This window comes from Leifsonia sp. GW821-FHT13C05 (assembly GCF_058806515.1).
In genome coordinates, this window is the sequence record NZ_JBXAPT010000005.1 from 92,797 (window position 1) to 109,766 (window position 16,970).

General features: G+C 68.5%; 17 protein-coding genes. 2 read left to right on the forward strand and 15 right to left on the reverse strand.

Translation table 11 applies throughout. The annotated features are described in order from the left end of the window. Nucleotide 1: 1 nt before the first annotated feature. From AC1ROC_RS14410 to AC1ROC_RS14440, 7 genes are all read right to left on the reverse strand, one after another. Nucleotides 2-823: a carbohydrate ABC transporter permease gene (locus tag AC1ROC_RS14410; protein WP_434951387.1), complete on the reverse strand. Its 822-nt coding sequence runs from the start codon at nt 821-823 to the stop codon at nt 2-4. Continuing rightward, complete coding sequence (locus AC1ROC_RS14415; protein WP_493000961.1) at nt 820-1,725, reverse strand: carbohydrate ABC transporter permease; 906 nt, start codon at nt 1,723-1,725, stop codon at nt 820-822. The genes AC1ROC_RS14410 and AC1ROC_RS14415 overlap by 4 nt, the downstream gene beginning before the upstream one ends. Before the next feature lie 20 nt (nt 1,726-1,745). After that, nucleotides 1,746-3,053 carry an ABC transporter substrate-binding protein gene (locus AC1ROC_RS14420; protein ID WP_493000963.1) on the reverse strand — a complete coding sequence of 436 codons (1,308 nt, stop codon included), beginning with the start codon at nt 3,051-3,053 and terminating at the stop codon, nt 1,746-1,748. 79 nt (nt 3,054-3,132) lie between these two features. Then, nucleotides 3,133-4,986: an amylo-alpha-1,6-glucosidase gene (locus tag AC1ROC_RS14425; protein WP_493000965.1), complete on the reverse strand. Its 1,854-nt coding sequence runs from the start codon at nt 4,984-4,986 to the stop codon at nt 3,133-3,135. After that, nucleotides 4,983-5,852: a carbohydrate ABC transporter permease gene (locus AC1ROC_RS14430; RefSeq protein WP_493000967.1), complete on the reverse strand. Its 870-nt coding sequence runs from the start codon at nt 5,850-5,852 to the stop codon at nt 4,983-4,985. The genes AC1ROC_RS14425 and AC1ROC_RS14430 overlap by 4 nt, the downstream gene beginning before the upstream one ends. Continuing rightward, entirely contained in the window at nt 5,849-6,829 is a 981-nt protein-coding gene (locus AC1ROC_RS14435) for a carbohydrate ABC transporter permease (RefSeq protein ID WP_247597269.1), read from the reverse strand. The genes AC1ROC_RS14430 and AC1ROC_RS14435 overlap by 4 nt, the downstream gene beginning before the upstream one ends. 10 nt (nt 6,830-6,839) lie before the next feature. Next, nucleotides 6,840-8,138: an ABC transporter substrate-binding protein gene (locus AC1ROC_RS14440; protein WP_085370650.1), complete on the reverse strand. Its 1,299-nt coding sequence runs from the start codon at nt 8,136-8,138 to the stop codon at nt 6,840-6,842. 210 nt (nt 8,139-8,348) lie between these two features. Here AC1ROC_RS14440 and AC1ROC_RS14445 point away from each other — a divergent pair, with 210 nt between their 5' ends. Further along, nucleotides 8,349-8,708, forward strand: a complete 360-nt coding sequence (locus AC1ROC_RS14445; RefSeq protein ID WP_493000969.1) for a cytoplasmic protein — start codon at nt 8,349-8,351, stop codon at nt 8,706-8,708. A 50-nt stretch (nt 8,709-8,758) separates the two neighbouring features. Here AC1ROC_RS14445 and AC1ROC_RS14450 read toward each other — a convergent pair whose 3' ends face one another. Next, nucleotides 8,759-9,184, reverse strand: a complete 426-nt coding sequence (locus AC1ROC_RS14450; RefSeq protein WP_085370652.1) for a VOC family protein — start codon at nt 9,182-9,184, stop codon at nt 8,759-8,761. A 106-nt stretch (nt 9,185-9,290) separates the two neighbouring features. On the opposite strand from AC1ROC_RS14450, the gene AC1ROC_RS14455 reads away from it, so the two are divergent. Next, a complete protein-coding gene (locus tag AC1ROC_RS14455) occupies nt 9,291-10,250 on the forward strand; it encodes a helix-turn-helix transcriptional regulator (protein ID WP_493000972.1) in 960 nt (319 codons plus the stop codon). A gap of 13 nt (nt 10,251-10,263) precedes the next feature. On the opposite strand, the gene AC1ROC_RS14460 is transcribed toward AC1ROC_RS14455, so the two are convergent. The 7 genes from AC1ROC_RS14460 to AC1ROC_RS14490 form a co-directional block, all read right to left on the reverse strand. Next, the gene (locus AC1ROC_RS14460; protein WP_493000974.1) at nt 10,264-11,004 is read right to left on the reverse strand and encodes a GntR family transcriptional regulator; all 741 of its coding nucleotides are present in this window, start codon (nt 11,002-11,004) and stop codon (nt 10,264-10,266) included. 63 nt (nt 11,005-11,067) lie between these two features. Next, nucleotides 11,068-11,775, reverse strand: a complete 708-nt coding sequence (gene deoC, locus AC1ROC_RS14465) for a deoxyribose-phosphate aldolase (protein WP_085370655.1) — start codon at nt 11,773-11,775, stop codon at nt 11,068-11,070. 76 nt (nt 11,776-11,851) lie between these two features. Continuing rightward, a complete protein-coding gene (rbsD, locus tag AC1ROC_RS14470) occupies nt 11,852-12,307 on the reverse strand; it encodes a D-ribose pyranase (RefSeq protein WP_085370656.1) in 456 nt (151 codons plus the stop codon). A gap of 22 nt (nt 12,308-12,329) precedes the next feature. After that, a complete protein-coding gene (locus tag AC1ROC_RS14475; protein ID WP_493000977.1) occupies nt 12,330-13,892 on the reverse strand; it encodes a sugar ABC transporter ATP-binding protein in 1,563 nt (520 codons plus the stop codon). A gap of 3 nt (nt 13,893-13,895) precedes the next feature. After that, on the reverse strand, nt 13,896-14,924 hold the full coding sequence (locus AC1ROC_RS14480; RefSeq protein ID WP_493000979.1) for a sugar ABC transporter substrate-binding protein: 1,029 nt from the start codon (nt 14,922-14,924) through the stop codon (nt 13,896-13,898). 76 nt (nt 14,925-15,000) lie between these two features. Further along, nucleotides 15,001-16,002, reverse strand: coding sequence for an ABC transporter permease (locus AC1ROC_RS14485; RefSeq protein ID WP_168688533.1), 1,002 nt, complete (start codon nt 16,000-16,002; stop codon nt 15,001-15,003). Further along, nucleotides 15,999-16,952, reverse strand: a complete 954-nt coding sequence (locus AC1ROC_RS14490; RefSeq protein WP_493000981.1) for a ribokinase — start codon at nt 16,950-16,952, stop codon at nt 15,999-16,001. The genes AC1ROC_RS14485 and AC1ROC_RS14490 overlap by 4 nt, the downstream gene beginning before the upstream one ends. Between the last annotated feature and the right edge of the window lie 18 nt (nt 16,953-16,970).

Here is a 16,970-nt window from a genome sequence, read left to right on the forward strand (position 1 = left end):
CTCACCCCTTCACCGCTCCGCCGAGCAACCCGGCGACGAACTGACGCTGGAACAGCAGGAACACGATCAGCAGCGGGATGGTGGCCAGCAGTGAGCCGAGCATCAGGCCGGAGTAGTCCACCCTGGACAGGCCGATCATCGTATTGAGGGCCACCGGGACCGTGTACTTGTCCTCCGTATTGAGCATCAGCAGCGGCCAGATGAACGCGTTCCACTGGCTCACGAAGGTGTAGATGACCAGGGCGGCGAGCTGCGGCCTGGCGATGGGCAGCACCACCCGGTAGAAGGTGCGCAGCTCGCCGGCGCCGTCGATGCGGGCCGCCTCGATGATCGTGTCGGGGAAGTCGAGGAACGCCTGCCGCATCAGGAAGATGCCGAACGCGTTCGCGAGGAACGGCACGACGATGGCCTGGTACGTGTCGATCCAGCCGATGCTCGCCATCATCTGGAAGAGCGGCACCAGCAGCACCTGCATCGGGATCATCATGGTCACCAGCACCACGCCCATCAGGACACCGCGGCCGCGGAACCGGAACTTGGCCAGGCCGTACCCGGCCATCACACTCACCGCCGAGCTGAACACCGTGTAGACCACGGCAATCCCGAGGCTGTTGGCGAGCACGAGGCCGAAGTTGGTCTCGGCCTGCAGCCTGGCCAGGTTGGCGAGCAGTTCGCCGCCGGGCAGCACCGGTAGCGGCGTGGCGAACAGCGACGACGTCGTGTGGGTCGACGCCACGACCATCCACAGGAACGGGACGACGCTGAGAACGGCCCCTGCTGCGAGCAGGACGTAGACCGGTGTGTGCCGCAGGGCGCGGATCATTTCTTCTCCCTCAGAAGACGGAACTGGACGATCGAGATGATTCCGGTGAGCAGCACGAGCAGCCAGGCGATGGCGGACGCGTATCCGGGGTCGAACTGCTGGAACCCGACCTTGTAGAGGTAGAGCACCGGCGTCAGCGTCGCGTTGTTCGGGCCTCCCCCGGTGAGGATCACGTTCTCGTCGAACAGCTGCAGCGCGCCGATGGTGGAGGTGATCGTGGTGAACACGATGGCCGGCCGCAACTGCGGAACGATCACCCTCGAGAAGGTCGCCCAGCGCCCGGCCCCGTCGACCCGTGCCGCCTCGTACTGCTCGGCGGGGATGCTCTGCAGGCCGGCGAGCAGGATGACCATGTTGTACCCGGTCCACCGCCAGGTGATGGATGCGATCAGCGCCACCCGTGCCCACAGCTCATCGTTCAGCCAGTCGACCGGAGCGATCCCGAACAGCCCGATGAGCTGGTTCACGGCCCCGCCGTCCGTCGCGAGCATCACTCGGAACACCACGGAGTATGCGACGAGCGTCGTCACGGCGGGAAGGAAGTAGATCAGCCGGAAGCCGGTGCGGAACCGCAGCCAGGTCTGGTTGAGCGTGTACGCGAGCACCAGCGCGACGCCGATCATGATCGGCACCTGAACCACGAGAATCAGCCCGGCGTTGCTCAGGCTGGTAAGCACCAGCGGGTCGTCGAACAGCCGCGCGTACTGGTCAAGCCCTACCCACCTGGATACTCCTCCCCTGGTGCTGAAGAAGCTCTGCCACAGCGAGACGACCAGTGGATACGCGAAGAAGATCGCGAACAGCGCGGCGGCAGGCAGAGCGAACCAGGCCCCCGGTCGCTGGAGCCTGCGCCCCAGCGACCGGGTGGTCCTTGCCGGTGCCGCCGTGCGATCCGCGGTCACGGAATCGACGGTGACCATGTTCAGCCCGCGATCGAGCGGCCGGTGGCCGTCGCGATCTGCTTCGCCGCATCCTTCAGCGCTGTGGCGGGGTCCGCTCCGTTGATGACGGAGGAGACCACGGCGTTCGCGACGATGTCGCCCGCTTTCGCGTTGTCGGCGGTGTAGCTGATCGCCGGGATCTTCGCGGTCTGCTCGGCGAACAGGCGGTAGACCTTCTGGCCACCGAAGTACGGGTCCGACTGCTGGAACAGCGGGTCTTTCAGTGCGGGCAGGTAGGAGGGGAACAGGCCGTCATTCTTCATCATCGACACCTGGTTTGCGGTGTCTGCGAGTGCGAACGCGGCGAACGACGCGGCCAACTGCGGGTTCTTCGCCTGGGCGGGGACGGCGAGCGCGGAGCCTCCGCTGTTGGAGGTGCGGGCGCCGTCCGTGCCGAAGGCGGGCAGTTCGGTCACGCCGTACTTCCCGCTCAACTCCTGCGCCTCGCCGGTGAGGGTCGCGATCCACCAGACCGCCTCCGGAGTGACGGCGGAGTCGCCGTTCTTCGCGCTGGTGACCCGCGCATCCCAGCCGGTGACGTTCTTGAGAAGCCCCTTGTCGTTGAGCTCCTTGAGCAGGGTGAGCGCCTTCACGGCCTGCGGGGACGAGACGGCGATTTCGCCCGAGTCGTCGAAGAGGCCTTGGCCCTGCTGCTGCAGGAGCATCTGGAACAGACCGCCGGAGGAGACATCGGCGGTGAGGAGCGTGTGGCCGGTTTTCGCCTTGATCTTCTCCCCCGCGGTGACGAGCGCATCCCAGGTGGTCAAGCTCGCCGGGTCGACTCCCGCGGCGTCGAGGTAGTCGGAGCGGTAGAACAGCCCGACCGTTCCCGAGTCCCACGGCACGGCTTTGACCGCGCCGGATGCGTCGACGGAGGCCGCCCACTTGGACGGGTCGAAGTCGGCCTTCTTGTCGCCGATGATCGGGGTCAGGTCGGTGAAGCCTGCGGGGAACTGGCTCAGGTAGCCGGGCGTGTGGTCGGTCTCGATCGTGACCAGGTCCGGCAGGCCCGTGCCTGCCTGGAGACCGACGGAGAGCTTGTCGTACGCATTGTCGTAGCCGATGTCGACGACTTTGATGCTGGTGCCGGAGTGCTCCTTCTCGTACTCCCCCGCGAGGCGCTTGAGGGAGACGGCTGCCGCATCCCATGACCAGACCGTGATGCTGCCGGACACCTTCGCGTCCGGGTCGAGCGTCGCAGCGGGTCCGGAGGCGGTCCCTGCCATCGCGCACCCGCTCAGGACGAGCGCGGCGGCGGCGAGCGGGACGAGCGTTCTGAGGCGTTTCATGGTGACTCCTTTGTCAAAAGTGAATATTGTATACATAGAGAGGCGGCAAACGATCCCGTCGCCCCACGGTCTCCGGCCCTCAGCCCGAAGCGCGCACCGCGAGGTCGACGCACAGCGCGGCCGACCAGCCGAACGACGTCGTCGCCGTCTTGGCCTTCCTTCCGGTGAGCGGGTTGAAGTACTCGTGCGGTCCACCGGCGTGCTGCACCAGGCGCAGCGTCGCCTCGACCAGCTCGCGGGAGCGGTCCGCGTGGCCGGAGACGGCCAGCCCCTCGGCGATGAGGGCGTTGATGTTGACCCACACGGGGCCGCGCCACATCCGCTCTGCGGAGAAGTCGGCATCCCGGGCAGCGACCGTGGGGATCGCCCACGGCGTCGCGAACCGGTCCGGGTCGTCGAGGGCTCCGAGCATCCTGGACACGATGCGGCCGGGAAGGCGGCCGGTGAGCAGCGGGAGCAGACTGACGGCGGTCTCCGCGGCGAGCGGCGTGCCTGCTCCGTGGGAACGGAAGAACCCGGCGGCGTCGTCCCACATCGCCTCGAGCAGCGCGAGGGTGCGCTCGGCTCGTGCGGCGTGGCGCTCGGCGGCCGCAGTGTCCCCCACCGACCTGGCCCGGGATGCGAGCAGGTCGTCCTGCAGGATCAGGTACGCCGCGAGATCCGGCGAGGCGACGGGAAGCTCGCCGTCGAACACCGGGCTGTCATCGAGGCCGGAGGAGTACGGGTGGCCGTACTCGGGCATCCCGTCTCCGTCGAGGTCGGAGTGCGCGAACCACCACTCCTGGCTGTGCGCGACCGTCTGCCACGCCTCGTCGAACCAGGCGGGGTCGTCGACCAGGCCTTCGAGCGAGCGCAGCGCCCAGGCGGCGAGCGGCGGCTTGGTGAGCGGGATCGGCGCTGACGGGTCGGCGATGGAGGAGCCTGCGCGACGCAGCGTGTCCCTGTCGCCGGGCGGGAGGTCGTCGCTCGACGCCAGCACGCCGTCGTCGTGCACGACGTCGGGCAGCTGGCCGTCCGGTGCCGGGAAGCCGAACGCGAGCGCGAGCTGCTCGCGTGCGAGCTCCGGGGCGCCGTGGCGGAGGCCGGCCGCGATGAAGTACGCGTCCCACTGCCAGAGGCCGACGTAGCCGATCTTCGACGGGACGACGGCGCGCGCGTCGCCGCGACCGGGCAGGGTGACGATGTTGGCGCCGAGCACCCACCAGCAGAACGCCGTGAGGTCGGCGAGGTCGGAACGCACCCGCGGTGTGCGGGCGAACCAGTCCGCCCAGACGGATGTGGTGGCTGCGAGGGCGGAGGCGTGCGGGGTACCCGAAGCGTGCGAAGCCTCCGCGTTCTCCGCCGTGGCTGCGCCCAGTGCGATCCGCAGTTGCGCGCCGTCTCCGCCGGGGAACGAGAGCCGCACGACGGTGTCCCCGCCCACCTCCCGCACCAGCAGGTCGTCCGCGCCGGTCGCCGTCCAGGACGCCTCGCCGGCCGACGGCAGCCCGGGCGCCCAGGCACCGGATGCGTCGCCTGCCTGAGCGGCGTCGAGCGCGCCGAGCGCGCCGACCGCGCCCGGCACGGTCAGCTCGACCGTCCACCGCGAGCCGCCGCCGAGGCTCAGCGCCCGCTGGCCGTCGAAGGTCAGGGTCGCTCCCCCGTCGAACGCGATGCTCTCCGGGCGCACGTCCGCGATCTCCGCGACGCGCCCGTCCGCACCGAACACCCGCAGCGCCCGCACCACGACGCAGTCGTCGAGCCTGCGCTCGTACTCGGCCAGCCGCACGGTCATGCCGCCGTCCGTCCGCTGCACCAGGATGCGCGACCCCGGCAGCGTGAACGGCGCGTTCTCCAGGTCGAGGAACCGAGCGGCACGGTCGGCCGCATCCTGTGCGGCAGCATCCAGCGCCGCCGCATCCAGTGCATCCCGCGTCGTCGCCGGCGCGCTCATCGGCCGCCCAGTCCGGACGCCGCCATGCTGTTCAGGATGCGACGCTGGCCGATGACGAACGCGATCAGCATCGGGATGGTCGCCACAGCCGACGCCGCCATGATGAGCCCGTAGTTGATCGAGCCGAACTGGCCGCGGAAGCTCTGCAGCAGCAGCGGAACCGTGAAGAGATCCTGACTGTTCAGCAGGACAAGGGGAAGCAGGAAGTTGTTCCAGGTGCTGAGCGCCACGATGATCGCGAGCGCCCCGAGGCCCGGGCGCAGGTTCGGGAGGATGATGCTCCAGAAGATGCGCCATCGTCCTGCGCCGTCGACCAGCGCGGCCTCCTCCAGCTCCTTCGGCAGCGACAGCACGAACTGGCGCATCAGGAACACCGCGAACGGGTTCGCCAGGGCGGCGGGGATGATCAGCGACAGGTGCGAGTCCACCCAGCCCAGCTTCGCCATCAGGAAGTAGAACGGGATGAGCGTGACCTGCATCGGGATCATCTGCGTCGCCAGGAACACCACGAACAGCACGCGGCTGCCGCGGAACCGGATGCGCGCGAACGCGTACCCGGCCATGGCCGCGGTGATGAGCGTGCCGATGACCACCAGCACGGCGATGTAGATGCTGTTGAAATACGCCTGCGCGAACGGGGCGTCGTTCCACGCATCCACGTAGTTCTGGAACGTGAACGGAGTGGGGAGGAAGCTGAGCGGGTCGTTCAGGAGCTGGGGCAGCGTCTTGAACGAGGTGATGAGCATCCAGATGAACGGGAAGACCATCGCGATGCCGCCGATGGCGAGCACCACATGGAGGAGCGTCTTGCGGACGCGGGTGCCTGCGCGGCCCTCGCGGGCTGCCCCGGATACGGCGGTGGTCATGCTGCACCATCCTCGTAGTGGACGAACTTCTTCTGCGCCGTGAACTGGATGCCCGTGATGACGAGCGTGATCAGCAGCAGGATCACCGACGCAGCGCTGGCCGGACCGAACTGGAACTTCCCGAAGCCGAGATCGTAGATGTGGTAGACGATCGTGCGGGTCGCGTTGTCCGGGCCGGCGTTCGCCGTGAGGATGAACACGGTGTCGAACGTCTGCAGCGAACTGATGAACGCGATCACCGACGAGAAGAACATGATCGGCGACAGCAACGGCATCCGGATGCGGAAGAACAGAGTCAGCGCCCCCGCCCCGTCGATGCGCGCCGCCTCGATCACGGCGGGAGAGATGTTCTGCAGGCCGGCCAGGAAGATGATCACGTTGAGGCCGAGCGACGACCAGATGGAGACGATGCAGACCGCGATGAGCGCGAGGTGCGGGTCGCCCAGCCAGTCCGGGGCTGGCACGTGGAAGACGCTGGCGATGAAGCCGCTGATCACGCCGTCTTTGCGGAACAGCTGCTGCCAGATCATCGCAACTGCCACCGACGAGGTGACCACGGGCGCGAAGAACAGGATCAGGTACAGCGTCTTCGTCTTCAGCTTCTCCAGCGCCACCGCGATCACGACGGCGAGGCCGAGGCCGACCGGAACCGTGATCACGGCGATCAGCAGGGTGTTGAGGATGGCCCTGCCGAACAGCGGGTCGGAGAGCTGGTTGCGGAAGTTGTCGAAGCCCACCCAGCTGAGGTCGTTGAGACCGTCCCACTGGGCGAAGGCGAGCACCAGGCTCGCCGCGAACGGCAGCACGACGAACAGTGCCATGCCGATCAGCTGTGGGCCGACGAACACATAGCCCCAGCGCCGGTCGCGCCGCCGCCAGGCGGACTCCCCTCGGAGTCCGCCCGGCGCGGTGCCTGCGGGTTTCGCCGTCGCCGCCTGGTCGGGGGCTTCGGTCAGCGACCCTCGGATTGCACTCACGCGTCGATCCCTACTTGCCCGTCTTGTCTTCGATCATCTTCGCGACATCGTCGAGGGTCGCCTTGGTGGACGCCTTGCCCTCGTAGAGCGCGAGCATCTTGTCGCTGATGTCGCTGGAGAGGCCGGGGACGGATGCTTCCGTCGCGTAGTCCTCGAACCCGATGTCGCGCATGTCGAGCAGCGTCTGGGCGTGCTCCGGGTATCCGTCGAGGACGACCTTGTCCGCGCCCTTGATCGACGGAACGGCGTTGCCTCCGCCCTTCAGGCGCTCGGTCTGGCCGGCTGCCGACAGGTAGTTGGTCCAGAACTCGAACGCAGCGGCCTTGTTCTTGGTCTTGGCGTTGATGGCGAGGTAGCTCACGGCCGTGCCGGTCGGCGCGGCCTTGCCGTCCGGGGTCGGCCACGGTGCGACGTCGTAGTTCTCCGGGTCGCCCGCCGACTTCACGGTGCCGATCGTGTAGCGGCCCTGCACGAAGAAGCCCGCCTTGTGGGTGACGAAGACGCTGTCTGCTCCAGCCCCCTGCGGGAGGGTGTCCGCGACGACGAACGTGCCGTTCTGGAAGTTCTTGGCCAGCACATCCATCGCCTTGACGCTGGTCTGGTCGGTGTTGGCGACGAACTTCCCCGACTCGTCGAACGCCTTGCCGCCCTGCGCCGAGATCCAGCTGTAGTGGGTGGACCAGTAGTTCCAGAACATGGATCCGGTGAGCCCGGCCTTCTTGAGCTTCTCGTTCATGTCGAGGTATGCCTCTGTGGTCCACTTGCCCTCGGCGGCGAGGGTGGCCGGGTCATCGGTGACGCCGGCCTTCTTCAGCGCGACCTTGTCGTACCAGAGCGCATCCGGGTTGGAGTCGTTGGGCGCAGCGTAGATCTGGTCGCCCTTCTTGGTGGCGCCGAACAGGCCCTGCGCGAAGTCCTCCGGCTTGGTCTTGCTCGCGCTGGAGTTCATCAGGTCGGTGAGAGGCAGCAGCGCCTTCGAGTTGACGAACTGGCCGATCTTGTCGTCGCCGATGTAGAACACATCCGGTGCTGTGCCGGACGCGAGCTGGGCGAGGAGCTTCGTGTGGTAGTCGCCGTAGTCGGCGACCGGCTGCAGCACCACCTTGATGTCGGGGTGCTCTTTCATGAACTGGTTGTCGAAGTCCTTGTAGCGGGCGATCTCCTCCGGAGTGCCCCAGGTGGACCAGACGACAGTCTTGGAGCCCGAACCCCCCGATCCCGATCCTGAACACGCGGCCATACTGAGTGCCAACGCGACGGCCGCCCCCACAGCCACCAGCCTTCTCATCTTCGAGTCGACGCGAGACATGCCTACCTCATTCCTTGAAGTGTCTCTTGCAATTCGGGGGCCACGGGTACGGGGCCGCTCCTGGTCTGTATTCTGTATACAGTAGGCAGGCGCGTTATGCAAGTGTCCGCGAACTACCAGCAACTGCGGCGCTTCCCGGGCGTTTCGCGACAGTTACTGGTGTTTCGGTCGTAGTAGCGGCGGCGGGGCCGGTGGGCGTATGGTCGCCGCATGGTCACCGACGACCCGCTCGACACCGATCCGGACAACTATCACCTGCTCTGGGAGAACGAGTACGTGCGCGTGCTCGAATACCTGGATGCGCCCGGCCTCCGCACGAACGACCACGACCATCCGAACAGCGTGCTCGTGGCGCTGAGCGAATTCGACCGGCACCTGCGCACACCGGACAAGGAACGCACGGTGCACCTCGATGCCGGCGAAGCCGTGTGGCTGCCCGCGCAGCGGCACTCGGGCGAGAACGTGGGCACGACGCCGACGCACACGCTGCTGATCGAGCTCAAGGGGGATGCGGCGGGAACCCCGGGAGGCCCTGGGCCCGCGGCGGTGGGGCCGAGCACGGCGGACTGACCGCCGGGTCCCCGCCCCGCACCGCCGCGGTCACGCCTGCCGGCTGAGGCTCACGCCGCGTCCCACGCCACCGCCACGTCGAGCACCCAGACGACGCCGAAGCGGTCGGCGAGCATCCCGTACGCGGGCGAGAACGCGGACGGCCCGAGGTCTTCGATGATGGTCGAGCCCTCGGCCAGCCTTCCCCAGAGCTCGGCGATCTCGTCGGCGGTCTCGCCGCGCACCGAGACGAAGAACGCCGTGTCGCCCTGGTCGTAGCCGACGCTGGCCGGCACGTCGTATGCCATGACCTGGAACCCGTTCCCGCCGATGACCTGGCCGAACTTCACCTGGTCGGCCTCGTCCGGGGTCTCCGCGGCGTGGGCGTCGGCGTTGGTGACGACGACGAGCTGCCCGCCGAAGACGGAGTGGTAGAACTCCAGCGCCGCCCTGGCGTCGCCGCGGAAGTTGAGGTGGGGTGTGGTGGTGACGGACATTGTCTGCTCCTCGCTGACGTTCCGCCCGGACGTTCCGGACGGTCGACGCCCACTCTCACAGCAGTAGAGGACAGCTTCGGTCCTCTACTCGATCTACGCTGGCAGCATGACCTCGACCACCTCCCGGCTGCTCGTGCTGCTCTCCCTGCTGCAGGCACGGAGAGACTGGCCGGGCGGGCTGCTGGCCGAACGCTTGGACATCAGCCACCGCACCGTGCGCCGCGACATCGACCGGCTGCGCGAGATGGGCTACCGCATCCAGGCGACGAAAGGCCCGGATGGCGGGTACCGGCTGGATGCGGGTACCGAGCTTCCCCCGCTCCTCTTCGACGACGACCAGGCCGTCGCGCTCGCGGTCGCCCTCCAGGCCGCCGCGGTCAGCGGAGCCGGGGTGGAGGAGGCGGCGGTGCGCGCGCTCACCACGGTGCGCCAGGTGATGCCGTCCCGCCTGCGCCACCGACTGGATGCGCTCACGTTCACCACCATCCCGAACGGCCGGAACACGGCGGTGCAGCCGGTGGATCCGGGTGTCCTGCTCTCGGTGTCCGCCGCGGTGCGCGGGCGGGAGACCCTCCGTTTCGACTACGGGGACCACGACGACCGCCCTCCCCGCCGGGTCGAACCGCACCACTTGGTGGTCGCCGCCGAACGCTGGTACCTGCTCGCCTGGGACCTCGATCGCGACGACTGGCGCACCTTCCGCGTCGACCGGATGCGCCCCCGCACCCCGAACGGCCGCCGCTTCGAACCGCGCCCGGTGCCGGGAGGCGACGTGCGCGCATACGTGTCCGCCCGCTTCAAGGGCTCGGCCGACGCCGACGACTGGCCGTGCCGCGGCAGCGCGATCCTGCACCTGCCCGCCTCCGAGGTGCTGCCGTTCGCGGGCGACGCCGTGGTGGACGACCTCGGGGACGGGCGCTGCCGCATCCACGTCGGCTCGTGGTCGTGGGTGGCACTGGCGGCGTCACTGGGGCGCTTCGACGCGGCGATGGAGGACGTGCAGCCGGCGGAGCTGCGGGAGGCGTTCGGGATGCTGGCCGGGCGTTATGCCGCGGCCGGCCGGTAGCCTCCCGCCGGGCTCAGCGCCGAGAGAGCAGTGAGGTGACCCGCAGCTTCTCGCTGTGAATCCACACGTCGGAGTACTCGACCGGACGGTCGTCGGCCAGGTAGGTGACCTGCTGCAGGTATTGGACGGGTGCGCCGATCGGCAGTTCGAGGGCGGAGGCGGCGTCGCCGGATGCCGCCTCGGCGGAGAAGGTGCGGCGAGCGCTGCCGATCTTCAGGTGGTAGACGCCTTCGAGCGTCCCGAAGAGGCTGGTGGTGCGGAAGTCGGTCTTCTCGATGCCGGGGGCGAGGTCGGCGCGGACGTAGTTCACCAGTAGGGCCACCGGGCCGCGGTCCGTGCTGCGCAAACGGACCAGCTTGAGCACCCGTGCTCCTGGCGACACGTCGAGCAGTGCGGCGACCGGCCGGGGCGGCTCGATCAGGCGGCACTCGATCACGTCCGTCTCGGTCACGATCCCCTGGTTGGCGAAATCCTCCGACAGCGTGCTGAGCTTCTGCGCGATGGCCGGCTCGATCGTCGTCGACGTGACGAACGTTCCCTTGCCCCTGACCTGCCGGAGCAGCCCCTCCTCGATCAGGGTGGTGAGGGCCCTGCGCAGCGTCCCCCTGCTCACGCCGAGGTCGTGCGCCAACTCCGGTTCGCTCTTCAGCCGGTAATGCGCCGGCCACTCACCGGCGGCGATCCTGGTCCGGATGCGCTCGGAGATCTGGCTGTGCAGAGCGACGGGTGCGTCTCTGTCGAGGTCGTCGGTCACTTTCCCCCTCTTTCACTGGCACCCGCCGTCCCGACACTACGGCAGTCGGGACGGCGGCGCTCGTCAGTAGCTGGTCGTGTTCTCGTCGCCGGAGTCGGTGATGATCGACAGGCCGGCGCTCGTCCCGAGCAGGCTGGCGCCCGCGCGCAGCAGGCCCAGGGCCTGCGGGTAGCTCTTGATCGAGCCGGAGGCCTTCACCAGCACGCCGGGACGAGCCAGGTCGACCAGGTAGCGGACGCTCTCCGGGCTGGCCGTCTCGATCTGCCCGCTCGACGCGTTCTTCAGGAAGGCGACGCCGGCATCCATCGACAGTTCGACGGCCGCGCGACGCTCGTCCGGGGTGAGCAGCGGGAGCTCGAGCATGACCTTGACCGGGATGCCCGCCGCCTGCACGACACCGGCGATGTCGTCGCGGAACGCGTCGTACATCCCGCTCTTCAGCCAGCCGATCTGCACACCGATGTCCAGCTGGGTGGCGCCGAGCTTGGCGATCGACTCCGCCTCGGCGGCCTTGCCGGCGCTCGTGGTCACGCCGACGGTCGGGAAGTCGAGCGCTGTCGCGATGCCGACGCCCGTGCCGGCGAGTTCTGCGGCGACCACGTCGACCCAGGATGCGGGCACCATCGCGGCGTTGAAGCCGTGCTCGACGGTCTCCTTGGCGTGGGCGACGATCTCGTCGCGGGTGAGGCCGACCTCGATCTTGGTGTGCTGGATGTACGGTGCGAGTTGCGCCGGAGCCAGAGTCAGCTCGGTGGTCGAAGTGTCAGTCACGGTTTCTGTTTCCTTTCGCGGGCACCGCGGTCGCGGTGCTTGTGGTGTGGTGCAGGTCTGGGGATGCGCGACCGGGTCAGAGCCGGTCTGCGTAATAGTCGGGCGCGATCACGCCGTCGCCGCCGAACCAGCGCGGAACGTCGACGCCGCAGACGAGGCCGATGTTGCCCCACGGCTCGAAGGCGCCCGTTCGCACGATGACCTTCGCCTGGGCTGCGACATCGCCCAGCATCTCGGCGTGGGTGCGCGTGCTGAACTCGGCCTCGGCGAAGGTGGACTGCAGCCACTCGTCGAGCCGGGGGTTGTTGCTGACGACGTCGTCCGCCCGGACGACGCCCTCGACCACCAATTCGCCGGCGATGAGGCCGAGCACGGTGCGCAGGTCGGGCAGGTTCTCCGCCAGCGCGAGGTCGATGCGGTGGGCGTCGCGCGGGATGGGGAAACCGGCGTCGACGACGAGGATCAGATCGGTGTGGCCGAGCGTCGCGAGTGCGCCGCTCAGTTCGGCGTTCAGGATGCCGTGCTTCTTCATGGTCGGGTCCTTTCCCTGGTGGTCATGCGGCGGAGGAGGCCGACGCGTCCGCGCCGGTGGCGGCGGACATGATCGACTCCTCGGTGGCGTCCGCCGAGTCGAGCACGGCGACGATGCGGCCCTCTGCCATGACGGCGATCCTGTCGGTGATCGTCAGGAGCTCCGGCAGGTCGGACGACGAGCAGACGATCGCGACCCCGCGGGCGGTGAGGGCGTACAGCTGCTCGTAGATCTCGGCGCGAGCACCGACATCCACCCCTCGTGTCGGCTCGTCGAGAACGAGGATGTCGGGCTGGATGGCCATCCAGCGGCCGAGCATCGCCTTCTGCTGGTTGCCTCCGGAGAGGTTCACGATGGGGGTGTCGAGCGACGCGGTCTTCACCGTCATCGCTGCGGAGAGGGCTGCGGCGTCCCGGTCGAACTGGCGGCGGCGCACGAGCCCGAACCTGGTGAGCCTGCGCACCTCGAGCACGCCGATGTTCTCGCCGACGCTCATCGTGCTCAGCAGCCCTTGCGCCCTGCGCTCGCCCGGCACGAACGCCAGCTTGCGCCGGACAGACTCCGCGGGCGACCGCTGCTGATACGGCGAGCCGAGCAGGTCGACGCTTCCGCCCGTTCCCCTGTCCGCTCCGAACAGGTTGCGCAGCATCTCGACGCGGCCGCTGTCCGGAAGCCCGGCGAAACCGAGGATCTCGCCCGGGCGCACCTCGAACGTCACGTCCTGATGGGCACGGCCGGCGAGCCCGGTCACGGCGAGCACTGGGGGCGCATCCCGCCAGGCCGACGCGTCCGTCGTGTCCGCACGCCTGCTGAGGTTGCCGAGCTCCCGGCCGACCATCGCGGCCACGGCCTGTTCCGGCGTGGTCTCCGACCGGCGCCAGGACGCCACGTGCCTGCCGTCGCGCAGCACCTCGATCTGGTCGGCGAGCCGGAACACCTCCGGCATCCTGTGCGACACGTAGACGATGGTGGCGCCCTGAGTTTTGAGCGTCGCCATGAGCGCGAACAGCCGCTCCGACTCCGCGGGCGTCAGCACGGAGGTGGGTTCGTCCAGGATCAGGATGCGGCAGCCGCGGGCGATCGAACGTGCCACCACGATCAGCTGCTGCGTCGCGAGGTCGAGCGTTCCGACCGGCGCTGCCGGGTCGAGCCTGAGGTCGAGCTGGGCGAGCAGTTCGGTGGCGCGGGCGGTCATCCTGCGACGGGAGGGGAACCAGCGACTGCCGGGCTCCACGCCGACCAGGATGTTCTCGGCCACGGTCCGCTCCGGCAGCAGCGACAACTCCTGCGGCACGATGGCGACGCCGTGCTCGGTGAGCATGGTGTGCGGGTCGTAGCGCGTCACCGGGGCGTCGCCGACGGTGACGGTCCCGTCGCTCGGCGGCTGCAACCCTGCGAGGACCTTCAGCAGTGTCGACTTGCCTGCGCCGTTCTCACCGAGCAGGGCCGTCACCTCGCCTTCCGGCACCTCGAAGGTCACATCCTCCAGCGCGCGCACCGGGCCGAACCGGCGGCTGAGCCCGGTGATGCGGATGGCGGGGCGCGGCTTCACGGCCGCACCGTCGCCGGACGACGGGAACGTCATGGCCTAGCCCTCCACCGTTGCTTCGGACAGGTTGTCCTTGGTGATGATCTGCGCGCCGGTGTCGACGCCGGAGATCTTGGTGCCCTTCTTCAGGAAGTCGACGAGCACCTTCACCGCCTGGTATCCCTGCTCGGACGGGTTCTGGCTGATGGTGAACGTCATCACGCCGTCCTTGATGAACTCGGCCGTCTGCGGAAGGAGGTCGAAGCCGACCGTGGTGATCTTCCCCGCGTTGCCGGACTGCTGCACCCACTTGGCGGATGCGGTGGTGCTGCAGCAGTCGAGGCCGGCGATGGCCACGACCCCGGACTGGCCGGACATGGTCGAGTCGACCACGTTGTACGCGGCGTTCGGCTCGTTGCCGACGTTCACCGGGCCGACGACCTCCAGCGTGGAGCCGCTCATCCCCTCCTTGAACCCGCCGAACCGGTCGTTCGACCAGCCGGCCCCGGTGTCGAGCGAGAAGACGACGACCTTGCCCGTGGCGGTTTCGCCGAGCGCCTTGCGCAGCTCCTCCGCCTCGGACTTCCCCGACGCTTTGAGGTCCTGGCCGACGAAGCCCATCTGCTTGGAGTCCGGGTTGTCGGTGTTGAACGAGATGATCGGGATGCCCGCGTTGTACGCCTCGGCAATCACCGGCTTGAGCGCGTCCGAGCTGGCGGACGAGACGGCCAGGCCATCGACGGACTTCTGCTGGATGAGGGTCTGCAGCTCAGCGACCTGCTTCGCAGCGTCGCCGCCGGTCGGGCCGATGAGCTGGACGTCTGCGCCGAGCTCGGAGCCCGCCCGCTCCATCCCCTGGCCGATCGGCGTGGCGAAGGCGAGCGACGGGTCGTGGTAGCTGAGCTTGATGCGCAGCTTCTCTCCCCCATCCACGCGCTTCTGGATGTAGTCGGCGAGCTGGAAGCCGCCTCCCGAGGTCGAGTCTGCTGTTGCGTTGGTGATCGCGCCGCAGCCGGTGATGGCGATGGCCAGGGCGGCTGTCATGGCTCCCGCCGCGAGGACGCGGCGCGAAATGGTGCGGAATGACATCAATACTCCTTCGTGTGTGATGACGTGCTGCTGGATGGTGCTGATCCGGATGTGTCTGCGTCGGCGCGTCCGGGTGTCACGCGCGGGTTTTGCGTTTGCGCTGCCAGGTGTCCGCCGCGACCGCGGCGACGATGACGAGACCGGTGACGACGGTCTGCCAGAACGACGAGATGCCGTTGATGTTCAGGATGTTCTGAAGCACTCCGATGAAGACCACGCCGATGACGGTGCCCCACATGGTGCCCGAGCCTCCGAACAGGGCGGCCCCGCCGATGATGACGGCCGAGATGACGGTGAGTTCGAGTCCACTGCCCGTGACGCCCTGCACGTAGGACAGGAACGAGAGGCCGAGCACACCGGCGACGGCCGCGGTGAATCCGGAGAGCACGAACGCCGCGACCTTCACGCCCGAGACGTTGATGCCCACAAGGCGAGCGGCCTCCTTGTTGCCGCCCACCGCGTACGTGTTGAATCCCAGCCGCGAGCGGGAGAGGAGCACGACCCCGAGCGCGACGATCACGATGAAGAACAGCAACTGCATCGGGATGACACCGAACAGCCTGCCCTGACCGAGCAGGTTGAATTCGGCGACACCGGGGTTCGACGCGCTGAGCGAGATGGGGGCGCCGTCGGAGATGAGCAGGGCGACGCCGCGGAAGACGCTGAGGCTTCCGAGCGTGACGATGAACGACGGGACGCCGAGCAGCACCACCGCGAGTCCGTTGAGGAGACCGGCGACCACACCGACGAGCAGGCCGATGACGATGGCGAGCGGCCAGGCGACCCCGGCTGCGATGGCCATGCCCGTGCTGATCGCAGACAGGGCGTAGATGGAGCCGACGGAGAGGTCGATCTCGCCGTTGACGATGACGAACGTCGCCCCGACGGCCATGATCCCGATCTGCGAGACCTGCTGCCCGACGGACAGCAGGTTCCCGCCCTGCAGGAAGCTGGGCGAGAGCACGGTTCCGAGGACGAAGAGCAGCACCAGCGCTGCGAACACTCCGGCCTCACGGGCGTGCAGGATCTTGCGGAAGTCGATCGCGCTCCGTTGCGGCGCTGAGGTGGTGGCGGTCATCGAGTCGGTCCATTCGTCTGGGTGAGCTGAGCGCGGGTGGGGAGGGCGGGGATGACCCCGGGGATCGACACCGTGTGGGCGCCGGCGAGGGCAGCAAACGCTGCGGCGTCTGCAAGGGTCTTGCCCTCGGCGATCGCGACGGCGAGCGCGGCGGTGAAGGAGTCGCCTGCCCCGGTGGTGTCCACGACGCGCACGGGGACGGCGGGCGGGATGGCCACGATCGTGTCTGCAGGGTTGTCGGCGTCGGCGTCGGCGTCGGCGTCGCTGTCGCTGAGCAGGGCACCATCGGATCCGCGGGTCAGGATGACCCCGCCGTCGAGCCGTTCGCGGAGCGCCTCGACCAGTTCCCGCTCGCTGCGTCCGTGATCCGGTCCGAGCCCGAGGAGCACGGGCGCCTCGGTCTGGTTGGGGGTGATGATGTCGATGAGCGCCCAGGCGTCGTCCGGCAGTGCCTTCGCGGGCGCGGGGTTGAGCAGGGTGCGGGTGCCTTCCTCTCTGGCGATCCGCAGGGCGGCGACGACCGCATCCATCGGGATCTCCATCGAGACGACCAGGATGTCGGCCGCGGCGATCTCGTCGCGGAACGTCTCGACGGCGGCCTCGCCCAGCTCATCCAGTGCACCGGGCGCGATCGCGATGCGGTTCTCCCCGGACGGTTCGACCAGGATGAAGCCGACCATCGTCGCGCCAGCGCCGGTCACGACCTTGGATGCGTCGACACCCTCCGCCCGCCACAGCTCGCGCGCCGCTCGCCCGAAGTCGTCATCTCCGACGGCGGTGAGCAGGGAGACGTCCGCGCCGAGCCGCGCGGCGGCGACGGCCTGGTTCGACCCCTTGCCGCCTGGCCCACTGTCGAACGTGCCTCCCGACACGGTCTCACCGGCTTCGGGCGCCAAGGGAACACGCATGGTGAGGCCGGCTCCGTAGCTACCGACAACGGCAATCTTCATTGATTCGGGTACTTCCTT

Bases quoted from the DNA above. Each gene is read 5' to 3' on its own strand.
- AC1ROC_RS14410 (WP_434951387.1), bottom strand. From the start codon at position 823: ATGATCCGCGCCCTGCGGCACACACCGGTCTACGTCCTGCTCGCAGCA.
- AC1ROC_RS14420 (WP_493000963.1), bottom strand. From the start codon at position 3,053: ATGAAACGCCTCAGAACGCTCGTCCCGCTCGCCGCCGCCGCGCTCGTC.
- AC1ROC_RS14425 (WP_493000965.1), bottom strand. From the start codon at position 4,986: ATGAGCGCGCCGGCGACGACGCGGGATGCACTGGATGCGGCGGCGCTG.
- AC1ROC_RS14430 (WP_493000967.1), bottom strand. From the start codon at position 5,852: ATGACCACCGCCGTATCCGGGGCAGCCCGCGAGGGCCGCGCAGGCACC.
- AC1ROC_RS14440 (WP_085370650.1), bottom strand. From the start codon at position 8,138: ATGTCTCGCGTCGACTCGAAGATGAGAAGGCTGGTGGCTGTGGGGGCG.
- AC1ROC_RS14445 (WP_493000969.1), top strand. From the start codon at position 8,349: ATGGTCACCGACGACCCGCTCGACACCGATCCGGACAACTATCACCTG.
- AC1ROC_RS14450 (WP_085370652.1), bottom strand. From the start codon at position 9,184: ATGTCCGTCACCACCACACCCCACCTCAACTTCCGCGGCGACGCCAGG.
- AC1ROC_RS14455 (WP_493000972.1), top strand. From the start codon at position 9,291: ATGACCTCGACCACCTCCCGGCTGCTCGTGCTGCTCTCCCTGCTGCAG.
- rbsD (WP_085370656.1), bottom strand. From the start codon at position 12,307: ATGAAGAAGCACGGCATCCTGAACGCCGAACTGAGCGGCGCACTCGCG.
- AC1ROC_RS14475 (WP_493000977.1), bottom strand. From the start codon at position 13,892: ATGACGTTCCCGTCGTCCGGCGACGGTGCGGCCGTGAAGCCGCGCCCC.
- AC1ROC_RS14480 (WP_493000979.1), bottom strand. From the start codon at position 14,924: ATGTCATTCCGCACCATTTCGCGCCGCGTCCTCGCGGCGGGAGCCATG.
- AC1ROC_RS14485 (WP_168688533.1), bottom strand. From the start codon at position 16,002: ATGACCGCCACCACCTCAGCGCCGCAACGGAGCGCGATCGACTTCCGC.
- AC1ROC_RS14490 (WP_493000981.1), bottom strand. From the start codon at position 16,952: ATGAAGATTGCCGTTGTCGGTAGCTACGGAGCCGGCCTCACCATGCGT.